Raw genomic sequence first — 10,595 nt, 5'->3', positions numbered from 1 at the left:
GCAGCGTGTGAAGGGGCCGTCCCCGCCGGGGCGGCCCCTTCACCCTGTCACCACCCCGAGGGATCCCGCCCGTCGACCGCGAAGAGGGAGCCGTCGGGAGAGGTGGCGTAGATGCGGGTGCCGGCGGCGAGGGGTGCCGGGAGCGCGCCGACGAGTGAGCCCCGCCGGTCGCCGAGGCGGGCCCGGGTCTGTCCGAGCAGGACGCCCTTGTCGGTGTCGACCGCGATCAGGCGCCCGTCCACCGCGCTCAGGTAGAGACGGTGGCCGGACACGACCGGCGCCGACGCCTTGGTGACGGACGTCTCCACCCGCCACAGCTCCTTCGACGTACGGGTGTCCACGGCGACCAGCGAACCCTCGCTCCCCAGCAGGTAGGCCGTGTCCCCCCGGAGCACCGTCTGCGCCTGCGCCTGAGGGACGCGCAGCGCGGTGCGGTGGAGCGTGCGGGCCGCCACGTCGTAGCGCAGGACGTCGTCGGTGTACAGGTCGACCGTGGCGGAGGTGAACCACGCGGTCCCGTCACGGGCGGCCACCAGGTCCATCCTCCCCTCGACGCGGCGCTGCCACTTCACGGCGCCGGTCGCCGGATCCACCGCGGTCACCCGCGTCCCCGTCCCGGCGGGCGGCGCCACCGCGTAGGCCAACCCGTCGCCGTACGTGCGGAACTGAGGCCCAGTCAGCCCCGGGATCGTGTGCCGCCACTTCTGCTTGCCGGTGGCGGCGTCCAAGGCGGTGACCCGTGAGTCGGAGCCGCTGAGCAGGACGACGCCGGCGACGTGGGCGACGCCGCCCGAGTAGCGCGAGACGTCACGGCTCCAGCGCGTCGCGCCGGTGGCGGGATCCAGCGCGGTCAGGTGCCGTCCGTTGTCGCTGCCGACCAGCAGGAGTCCCCCGGACAGGACCGGAGCCGGGGTGGCGTAGGCACTCGCGTCCCCCGGATCGCTCCGGGACCACAGCACCTTGCCGTCGTCCGGATCGACGGCGGCGGCCAGGACACCGGGCCGGACACAGAGCAGCGTCCTTCGCGCGTACGTGCACTGCGGCTGCCCGTCCGCTCCGGCGCCGGAGGCGCTCAGGTCGAGTTCCCACGGCCGGAAGGTGCTCTTGGCGGCGGACGCGGCCGACCGTGCCGGTGCGGGGTCGGCCGGGTCCCCGCGCAGACCGGGGACGGCGAACACGCCGGCGGCCGCCGCGGCGGCGGCGACGGCCACGGCAGCCGCCGGCAGCCGCCAGCGCCGCCGGGACCGTCGCCGCCCGGCCATGTGGGTCGGATCCTCGGAACTCTCCGGACGTCCGGGCGCAGCCGGCCGGACCGGGAAGGCCGGCTGCGCCGACTCCCCGTTGCCGAGGCGCTGTTCGGGGATGAAAGCCCGGGTGTCGTACGACGCCGAGACCGAACGCAGTGCCGTCATGAGCTCGTCCGGGGTGGGCCGGTCCTCCGGCTCCTTGGCGAGACAGCGTCCGACCAGCTCGGCCAGTTCGTCGGGCACGCCCGTCAGGTCGGGCTCGTCGTGGACCACTTGATACGCGACCAGATACGGACTGTCCGAATCGAAGGGGCCGCTCCCGGTGGCGGCGTGCACGATCAGCGAACCGAGCGCGAACACATCGGCGGCCGGGCCCACGTGCCGTGGCTTGCGGAACTGTTCCGGCGCCATGAACGGCGGAGTGCCGATCAACTTGCCGGTCTCCGTCCGCAGTTCACTGTCCGAGGGGCGGGAGATGCCGAAGTCGATGACTTTCGGACCGTCGTCCGCCAGCAGGACGTTGCTGGGCTTGAGGTCACGGTGGACGACGCCTGCCCGGTGGATGTCCCGCAGCGCCTCGGCGAGTCCGGCCATCAGATGGCGCAGCCGGGCGGTGGACATCGCGCCGTTCCGCTTCACGTGCTCGGCGAGCGTCGGCCCGGGGATGAACAGCGTTGCCATCCAAGGGCGTTCGGCCTCGGGATCGGCGTCCACCACGGGCGCCGTGAAGGCACCGCTGACCCGGCGCGCGGCCGCGATCTCCTGACGGAACCGCCCCCGGAACTCGGGGTCTTGAGAGAACTCGGCGTGTACGACCTTGACGGCCAGCCGCAACCCGGAGGCGGAGCGCGCCAGATGCACGATTCCCATGCCACCGGAGCCGAGTCTGGACTCCAGCAGGTACTGGCCGGCATAGCGCGGTTGTTCCGCTTCCGATTCCGTACCGGTGCTGCGCTGTGGCGGCATCACTCACCCCCGTGGGTTCGACCGCGTGCGCGACGCGCAGAGCCTAGTCGATTCTTCGTGCGAAACCCCGGCGGCTTGCTAGCCTCGGCGCGCGTCCTGCATTTGGCGTGAATCAATCAATGGGGGAGATCGAAATGGCCACGGAAGACATCGCTTTCACGGATTCGGCGGAAGCGGCGGGAGCCGAGACGCTGACCGCCCAGGCGCTCCGCACGTACCCGCTCGCACCGGGTCACAACGTCAACGTCAGAAGCGGCCCCGGCACCCACTTCAGCATCGTGCGCACCCTCGCGGCGGGGTCGCGCGTCCCGATCTACTGCCAGTGCCCCGGAGAGTCGGTCAGCGGCCCCTACGGCACGAGCCAGATCTGGGACAACATCTCGAACGGCCAGTTCGTGTCGGACGCGTACGTCCAGACCGGCACCGACGGCTACGTAGCCGCGAAGTGTTCCTGACCGACACCTCCGCCCAAGGGCACTCCGCGGCGGCGGCCGGAATCCGGACCGGGGCGATAATCGTCGGGTGAGCGACGAGACCAGCACCGGAACCGGCACCCCCGCGGGACCCCAGCCCGAGCCCCTGCGCTTCTTCGGGACGACCTGGGTGGAGCACGACGGCGGCTACACCGGCCGTCGGATCGGCGTGGCCGTCGGCTCGCTCGCCGCCGCCGTGGCCGCCTGCTTCGTGCTCCGTTTCGCCTACCAGGGCCTGGCCGTCGCGGACGTGGGAACGCCCGTGACCGTGATGGTCGTGGTGATGTTCGCGGTGTGCAGCGCGCTCGCGTTCCGCCACACCTCGGACTCCTTCTCCAAGCGTCCCGACCCCGACCGCCAGGCGTCCCTGCGCGGTCTGCTCGCCATCGGTTTCGTCGGCTCCCTCCTCGCCTACTGCTTCCGCTCGCTCACCGAGGCCCCGGGCGAGAAGCTCCACCGCGAGGAGTACGAGGCGGCGAGGGAGCAGTACACCCGCCGCACCACGCGCCGCGCGGGCAACCCCGCGAAGAAGCGCCGCCGCGCCTGACCGGCCTCTGACCGCACCCGAGCCACCACGCACCCGCGGCCGGGACCGGCACCGCGAACCCGAGGCGCGGCAGGAAACCCTCTGTCCCGGTCCCGCACGCACCCGCGATCATGAACCCATGACGCCTTCCTCGTCGCCCTCCCCCTCCACTCCTCCCGGAGCCCCCCGACACTCCACGCGCGCCCACTCCTTCAACGCCGCCGCGGCGCAGTACGCGGCCAACCGCCCCTCGTACCCACCCGCCCTCTTCGACGCCGTCGAAGACCTCGCGGGCCGGTCGCTGAGCGGTGCCGAGGTGGCGGACGTGGGAGCGGGCACCGGCATCTCGACCGGCCTCCTGCACGGCCGCGGCGCGGACGTCCTCGCCGTGGAACCCGGCCCCGGCATGGTCGACGAGTTCCGCCGCGTCCACCCCGGCATCCCGATCGTGCGGGGCAGCGGCGATGCCCTGCCCCTGGCCTCCTCCTCCATGGACCTCCTCACCTACGCCCAGTCCTGGCACTGGACCGAGCCGAGCCGCTCGGTGCCGGAGGCGTTGCGCGTGCTGCGTCCCGGCGGGGCGCTGGCCCTGTGGTGGAACACCGAGGCGCTCGACGTCCCGTGGATCGCGGCGGCGGCCCGGCGCGCCGAACGCTTCCTCGGCCTGGACGAGAAGGACCGGAAGGCCGAGAAGAGCCCCAGCTCCGTCACCCCCGCCCACTCCCTGGCCGCCGACCCCACCGGCACCCTCTCCTTCGCCCACCGCCGGGTCCGCTGGAGCAGGCGCGTCCCGGTGGACACCCGCCTCGCCAACATCGGCAGCCACTCGCAGTTCCTGGTCCTCGGCGAGGAGGCCACGGGGGCGTTCTTCGCCGAGGAGCGGAGTCACCTCCTCCAGGCTTTCCCGGAAGGATTCGTGGAGGAGACCTACGTCGTGGAGCTGCTGGTGGCGATCCGTTCGTGATCCCGCCGGGCGGCCCAGGTGTCGAGGGCCGCCGCGCACGCGTGGTCCACATGCCGCAGTCCGCCCAGCTCCAGCCGTACGACACGGTCGTGAGGCAGGGCCTCCAAGGCGTCCAGCAGCTTCGGCAGCCTCAGGAAGGTGGCGTTGCCGACCACCCGGACGACCATGCCCGCGGCGCCCCGGTCCTCGGTCTCCACGTGCACATGGCTGATGTCCCAGGCGGTCTTGGCCACGGCGAGCGCGAGCCCGACCAGCACTCCCTCGAACAGGTTCCCGACCACGATGGCCACCGCGGTCACCGCCAGGACGAGGACCTCACCGCGATGCCCGCGCCACAGCGTCTGTAGCTCCCGCACCGGCACGAGCTTGCACCCCGCGTGCACCAGCAGCCCCGCCAGCGCCGCCACCGGAATCAGGCCGAGCACCGCGGGCACCACGGCCGTGAAGAGCAGCAGCCACACCCCGTGCAGCACCCGCGACACCTTGGTCTGCGCCCCCGCCTGCACGTTGGCCGCGCTCCGCACGATCACGGCGGTCATGGGCAGCGCCCCGAGCATGCCGCACACGGTGTTCCCGGCGCCCTGCGCGATGAGCTCCCGGTCGTAGTCGGTCCGCGGGCCCCGGTGCAGCCGGTCCACCGCCGCCGCGCTGAACAACGACTCCGCCGACGCGATCAGCGCGAACGCCAGTACGGTCCCGATCACGCCCACGTCCGTGAGCCGGCCCAGGTCCGCGACGGCCGGCGGCCGTACGGCATCGAACAGCCCCTGGACCTCGACCCGTCGCACCGCGAGGTCGAAGGCCCCGGTCACGGCCGAGGCGAGCGCCACCGCCAGCAGCGGGGCCGGGACCAGCCGGGCCCCCCGCCGCCACCGCGGCCACAGCAGGAGTACGGCCACGGTGGCGGCGCCGATCGCCAGCGCCACGGGATCGGCGGCACCGGCCAGTGAGACGATCCCGGCGATCTTCCCGAGCCCGCCGGAGGGCGCGGCCGCGTCGCCCATCGCGTACACCTGGCCGGCGATCAGCACGAGCCCGATCCCGGCGAGCATCCCCTGCACGACGGCCACGGACACGGCCCGGAACCACCGCCCGAGCCGGAGGACCCCGAGCCCGAGCTGTACGAGGCCGGCGCCGAGCACCAGCACGCCGAGCGCCTTGACCCCGTACGCCTGCACGGCTTCGTACACCAGCACGGTCAGCCCGGCCGCCGGCCCGCTCACCTGGAGACTGCTTCCGGGCAGTGTCCCGGCGACCAGCCCACCGACGATTCCGGTCACCAGTCCCAGCTCGGCCGGCACACCGGACGCTATGGCGACCCCGACACACAGGGGCAGCGCCACCAGAAAGACGACGAGGGACGCGAACAGATCGGCTTTGCGCATCACGACAGCACCTCCGGTCGACAGCGGGAGATGCGTGGGTGCCGTGCCGGGGGAGGGCACGACGGACCTGGCGACTCGGCGCGGAGCCGTTTCGCGCAGTGAAATCCATTGTCAGGTAAGCCCGTTGATCGCACAGCCCCTCCGGGCCGCTGTCACGCGAACGCGGGAGCGCATGGCTCGGCGACGCAGCGGACGATCCCGTTCCGTTCGCGCCGACGCGCGCCTGCGCCGCCCGGCGCTCCGGCCGTTCGGCCGGTACCGCCCAGCCCTTGACCGGCGCACCCGGCGGGAGCAATATTCATCACGTGATGATTATTCGTTCACGCCCGCCCGATCCCACAGGAACGCCCGTGTCCCTCTCCCCGCCCGCCGTCCGCGCCGAAGGCCTCACGGTCGTCCGCGGCACCCGCACCGTTCTGCACGGACTCGACTTCACCGTCCCGCGCGGCCAGATCACCGGCCTGCTCGGCCCCTCCGGCTGCGGAAAATCCACCCTGATGCGCGCGATCGTCGGCACCCAGGCCAAGGTCGGCGGCACCCTCGAAGTCCTCGGCCGTCCCGCCGGCGACGCCGCACTGCGCTCCCGCATCGGTTACGTCACCCAGGCGCCCTCCGTCTACGACGACCTGACCGTCCGCCAGAACCTCGGCTACTTCGCCGCGATCCTCGACCCCGGCCGGGCCGCCGCCGAACGCCGGCACGCGGACGTCACCCGGGTCATCGCCGACGTCGACCTCGCCTCGCACGCCGACTCCCTCGCCGGGAACCTCTCGGGCGGCCAGCGCAGCCGCGTCTCGCTCGCCGTCGCCCTCCTCGGAGCCCCGGAACTCCTGGTCCTCGACGAACCGACCGTCGGCCTCGACCCCGTCCTGCGCCGCGACCTGTGGAACCTCTTCCACTCCATCGCCGAACAGCGCGGTACGACCCTCCTGATCTCCTCCCACGTCATGGACGAGGCCGAGCGCTGCCACCGGCTCCTCCTGATGCGCGAGGGCGGGATCCTCGCCGACGACACCCCCGAAGCCCTCCGCGAACGGACCGGCTCGGACACCGTCGAAGCCGCGTTCCTGCACCTCGTGGACGAGGCGGTCGCGGCCGCGCACCTGCCCGCGCCGACCCAGGCCGCGAAGGCCACGGCCACCGGCCCCGACTCCCGCGAGGAGACCGCCCGATGAGTTCCACCGCGGCCACGAGCCCCACTCCGCCCACCGCGCCCGAAGGCCCGGACGCCTCGGGGCGACCCGCACCCGCGTCCCGCCCGAGCCCGCTCAACCTCTCCCGTACGACGGCCACCGCGGCCCGCGCCCTGCGCCAGCTCCGGCACGACCCGCGCACCATCGCGCTGATGGTCCTCGTCCCCTGCGTGATGCTGGTCCTGCTCCGCTACGTCTTCGACGGCAGCGCGCACACCTTCGACTCCATCGGCGCGTCCCTCCTCGGGATCTTCCCGCTGATCACGATGTTCCTGGTGACCTCGATCGCGACCCTGCGCGAGCGCACCTCCGGCACCCTCGAACGCCTCCTCGCCATGCCCCTGGGCAAAGGCGACCTGATCGCCGGCTACGCCCTCGCCTTCGGCGCGATCGCCATCGTCCAGTCGGCCCTGGCCACCGGACTCGCGGTCTGGCTCCTCGGCCTGGACGTCACGGGCTCCCCCTGGCTCCTCCTGCTGGTCGCCCTCCTCGACGCCCTCCTCGGAACGGCCCTCGGCCTCTTCGTCTCGGCGTTCGCCGCCTCCGAGTTCCAGGCCGTCCAGTTCATGCCGGCGGTGATCTTCCCGCAGCTCCTCCTCTGCGGCCTGTTCACCCCGCGCTCGAACATGCACCCCGTCCTGGAGGCCGTCTCCGACGTCCTCCCGATGTCGTACGCCGTCGACGCCATGAACGAGGTCCTCCACCACACCGACATGACCGCGACCTTCGTACGCGACGCGCTGATCGTCGCCGGGACCGCGCTGCTGGTGCTGGGCCTCGGAGCGGCGACCCTGCGCCGTAGGACGCCGTAGGACGCCGTACGGACCCGCGACCGGACGGATGGGCGACCGGACAGGCGGACGGACGGGTGGGATGTCCGGTGGGCGGGCGGCACGGGGTCCGTCCGCCCACCGGACATCCCGCCCGCCCCCATGACCCCGGTGGGAGGATGAACGTGGACGACTCAACCCCCGGAGGGCACCCGCAACCATGCCTCAGAAAGTCGCAGTCCTCGGCACCGGCAAGATCGGTGAAGCCCTGCTCAGCGGAATGATCCGAGCCGGCTGGGCCCCCACCGATCTCCTGGTCACCGCCCGCCGCCCGGAGCGGGCCAGGGAACTCCAGGAACGCCACGGCGTCACCCCGGTCAGCAACGCGGAGGCGGCGAAGACCGCCGACACCCTGATCCTCACGGTCAAGCCCCAGGACATGGGCGCCCTCCTCGACGAACTCGCCCCGCACATCCCCGCCGACCGCCTGATCATCAGCGGCGCGGCGGGTATCCCGACCTCCTTCTTCGAGGAGCGCCTGGCACCCGGCACCCCCGTCGTCCGTGTCATGACGAACACCCCCGCTCTCGTGGACGAGGCCATGTCCGTCATCTCCGCCGGCAGCCACGCCACCGCCGAGCACGTGGCGTACGCCGAGGAGGTCTTCGGCGCCGTCGGCAAGACGCTGCTCGTCCCCGAGTCGCAGCAGGACGCCTGCACCGCCCTCTCCGGCTCGGGACCGGCGTACTTCTTCTACCTGGTCGAGGCCATGACGGACGCGGGCATCCTGCTCGGTCTGCCCCGCGACAAGGCGCACGACCTGATCGTCCAGTCCGCGATCGGCGCCGCCGTGATGCTCCGCGACAGCGGCGAGCACCCCGTGAAGCTCCGCGAGAACGTCACGTCTCCCGCGGGCACCACGATCAACGCGATCCGCGAACTCGAGAACCACGGCGTACGCGCCGCACTCATCGCGGCCCTGGAAGCGGCCCGCGACCGCAGCCGCGAACTCGCTTCCGGCAACAGCTGACACCCGCCCTGGCCGGCCCTCGGCCTCGGATCCCGGACTCGGCGGTCGCCGAGCCCTTGAGCCCGAGGCCCGGGCGCCAGGTCACCCGGTCACCCGGCCGAGTCACCCGGCCGGGGGCGGGAGCAACCCGATGGCCTCGTACGCCGAGTCCACCGTCGGCCGCGCCGTCTCCCTGGCCCGCCGCGCACCGTCCCGCAAGACCCCCTCCACGTAGGCGGGATCCGTGCACAGCTCCTTGTGCCTCTCCTGCACCGGCTTGAGCAGCTCGACCACGGCGTCGGCGGTGTCCTTCTTCAGAGCCCCGTACGAGGCGTACCCACCGCTCAGGGTTTCGGGGTCGCCGCCCTCGCACGCCGCGAGGATCTCCAGCAGATTCGAGACCCCGGGCCGCGTCTCCGGGTCGTACGCGACGTCCTGCCCGCTGTCCGTCACCGCGCGCATGATCTTCTTCCGTACGGCTTCCGGCTCATCGAGCAGATAGACGACGCCCGGTCCGACATCGTCGCTCTTGCCCATCTTCGACGTCGGCTCCTGCAGATTCATGACCCGTGCCGCGACCTCCGGCCGGGTCGCCCGGGGCACCACGAACGTGTGCCCGTACCGCTGGTTGAACCGCACGGCCAGATCCCGGGTCAGTTCGACATGCTGCGCCTGGTCGTCCCCGACCGGCACCTCGTCGCTCCCGTACGCCAGGATGTCGGCCGCCATCAGCACGGGATACGTCAGCAGGGACAGCCGCACGCTCCCCCCGCGCTTCCGCTCCAGCGCGGCCTTCTCCTTGTACTGGATCATCCGCCGCATCTCGCCGTCGGTCGCGACGCACTCCAGCAGATACGACAGCCGCGCGTGCTCGTCCACATGACTCTGTACGAACACGGTGCACAGCTCGGGATCGAGTCCCGAGGCCAGCAACAAGGTCGCCGCCTGCCTGCTGAGCCTGCGGACCCGCCCCGGATCGTGGTCCACGGTCAGCGCGTGCAGATCGACGATGCAGAACAGGGCCTCGGCCCGGTGCTGGTCGACCTCGGCCCAGCGGCGTACGGCGCCCAGATAGTTCCCCAGCGTCAGATGCCCGGTCGGCTTGACCCCACTGAAGATCCGCGTCATCTCTCAACCTCCTGGTCGAGGCCGCCGCGTTCGCCGGCCGGCTCCCCAGGTGGGGCAACAAAAAACGGCCGCCGAGGCGGCGGCCGTTGGGTACATACGTGTGTACGGCCGCCGTCAGGCGGCCCACCACTGCTGGGTGCACGTACGCGTAGTCATGGACGGCAGCGTACGCCTCGACCGGCCCCTCCGGACCGCAGTTGACACGACCCGGGCCCGTCCGTAGTGTTCTCCGAGTTGTCCGACGTGAGCGTCGACTCCGGTCGGTCCCCGGACAGCCATTCCGCACCATCATTCAACGATCGACGACTCGTCGTCGGCTCGTTTTCATGCATGTTTGCGAAATGAGGATTCCGCGTTCGAAAGGGCGCCACCCCGATTAGCTCGGGAGCCAGGAATCCGCTAATGTCTCACTCGTCGGAACGGCCCAACGGCCGCGAGGACAAACCCCGCTGACTGGGGGTCAGGCCCGAAAGGTTCTGATAGAGTCGGAGCCGCCGGAAAGGGAAACGCGAGAGCGGATTACCTGGAAAGCACCGAGGAAATCGGATACGGAAACGGTCTGATAGAGTCGGAAACGCAAGACCGAAGGGAAGCGCCCGGAGGAAAGCCCGAGAGGGTGAGTACAAAGGAAGCGTCCGTTCCTTGAGAACTCAACAGCGTGCCAAAAATCAACGCCAGATTTGTTGATACCCCGTCTCCGGCCGTTCGGCCGGGACGAGGTTCCTTTGAAAAAGTCCTGCCGGGCATTGTTCCGGCAGGCGCATCAGCGAGGACGCTGTGAACCGGGGGATTATTCCTCCCCTTGGTTCCGCTCTCGTGGTGTCGTCCCGATTACGGGAAAACATTCACGGAGAGTTTGATCCTGGCTCAGGACGAACGCTGGCGGCGTGCTTAACACATGCAAGTCGAACGATGAAGCCCTTCGGGGTGGATT

9 protein-coding genes and 1 rRNA gene are annotated in these 10,595 nt (G+C 71.3%); 7 read left to right on the top strand and 3 right to left on the bottom strand.

Annotation, left to right across the window (positions count from 1 at the left end; genetic code table 11):
- Positions 1–47: 47 nt before the first annotated feature.
- Positions 48–2,213: a PQQ-binding-like beta-propeller repeat protein gene (locus ACFYW9_RS11025; RefSeq protein WP_389147661.1), complete on the bottom strand. Its 2,166-nt coding sequence runs from the start codon at positions 2,211–2,213 to the stop codon at positions 48–50.
- 134 nt (positions 2,214–2,347) lie between these two features.
- On the opposite strand from ACFYW9_RS11025, the gene ACFYW9_RS11020 reads away from it, so the two are divergent.
- From ACFYW9_RS11020 to ACFYW9_RS11010, 3 genes are all read left to right on the top strand, one after another.
- Positions 2,348–2,668, top strand: coding sequence for a peptidase (locus tag ACFYW9_RS11020; protein WP_351866128.1), 321 nt, complete (start codon positions 2,348–2,350; stop codon positions 2,666–2,668).
- Between the two features lie 67 nt (positions 2,669–2,735).
- A complete protein-coding gene (locus tag ACFYW9_RS11015; RefSeq protein WP_389147656.1) occupies positions 2,736–3,233 on the top strand; it encodes an EamA/RhaT family transporter in 498 nt (165 codons plus the stop codon).
- 118 nt (positions 3,234–3,351) lie between these two features.
- A complete protein-coding gene (locus tag ACFYW9_RS11010; RefSeq protein ID WP_389147653.1) occupies positions 3,352–4,176 on the top strand; it encodes a class I SAM-dependent methyltransferase in 825 nt (274 codons plus the stop codon).
- Here ACFYW9_RS11010 and ACFYW9_RS11005 read toward each other — a convergent pair.
- Positions 4,140–5,561: a SulP family inorganic anion transporter gene (locus tag ACFYW9_RS11005; RefSeq protein ID WP_389147650.1), complete on the bottom strand. Its 1,422-nt coding sequence runs from the start codon at positions 5,559–5,561 to the stop codon at positions 4,140–4,142. The genes ACFYW9_RS11010 and ACFYW9_RS11005 overlap by 37 nt on opposite strands.
- Positions 5,562–5,869: 308 nt before the next feature.
- On the opposite strand from ACFYW9_RS11005, the gene ACFYW9_RS11000 reads away from it, so the two are divergent.
- The 3 genes from ACFYW9_RS11000 to proC all read left to right on the top strand — a co-directional run bounded on the left by ACFYW9_RS11000 (position 5,870) and on the right by proC (position 8,554).
- Complete coding sequence (locus ACFYW9_RS11000; RefSeq protein WP_389147647.1) at positions 5,870–6,736, top strand: ABC transporter ATP-binding protein; 867 nt, start codon at positions 5,870–5,872, stop codon at positions 6,734–6,736.
- Positions 6,733–7,566 carry an ABC transporter permease gene (locus ACFYW9_RS10995; RefSeq protein WP_351866113.1) on the top strand — a complete coding sequence of 278 codons (834 nt, stop codon included), beginning with the start codon at positions 6,733–6,735 and terminating at the stop codon, positions 7,564–7,566. Before ACFYW9_RS11000 ends, ACFYW9_RS10995 begins: the two co-directional genes overlap by 4 nt.
- Positions 7,567–7,744: 178 nt before the next feature.
- The gene (gene proC, locus ACFYW9_RS10990) at positions 7,745–8,554 is read left to right on the top strand and encodes a pyrroline-5-carboxylate reductase (protein ID WP_103554842.1); all 810 of its coding nucleotides are present in this window, start codon (positions 7,745–7,747) and stop codon (positions 8,552–8,554) included.
- Positions 8,555–8,656: 102 nt separating this feature from the next.
- Here proC and trpS read toward each other — a convergent pair whose 3' ends face one another.
- Positions 8,657–9,661 carry a tryptophan--tRNA ligase gene (gene trpS, locus ACFYW9_RS10985; protein WP_389147642.1) on the bottom strand — a complete coding sequence of 335 codons (1,005 nt, stop codon included), beginning with the start codon at positions 9,659–9,661 and terminating at the stop codon, positions 8,657–8,659.
- Positions 9,662–10,505: 844 nt separating this feature from the next.
- Between trpS and ACFYW9_RS10980 the strand changes: the two genes are divergently transcribed.
- Positions 10,506–10,595: ribosomal RNA gene (locus ACFYW9_RS10980) — 16S ribosomal RNA — on the top strand; the annotation flags it as partial.

The organism is Streptomyces sp. NPDC002698 (genome assembly GCF_042888945.1).
Classification (GTDB): Bacteria; Actinomycetota; Actinomycetes; order Streptomycetales; family Streptomycetaceae; genus Streptomyces.
The sequence above is the reverse complement of the archived record's forward strand: the minus strand, read 5'-3'. Positions and strand labels throughout refer to the sequence as shown.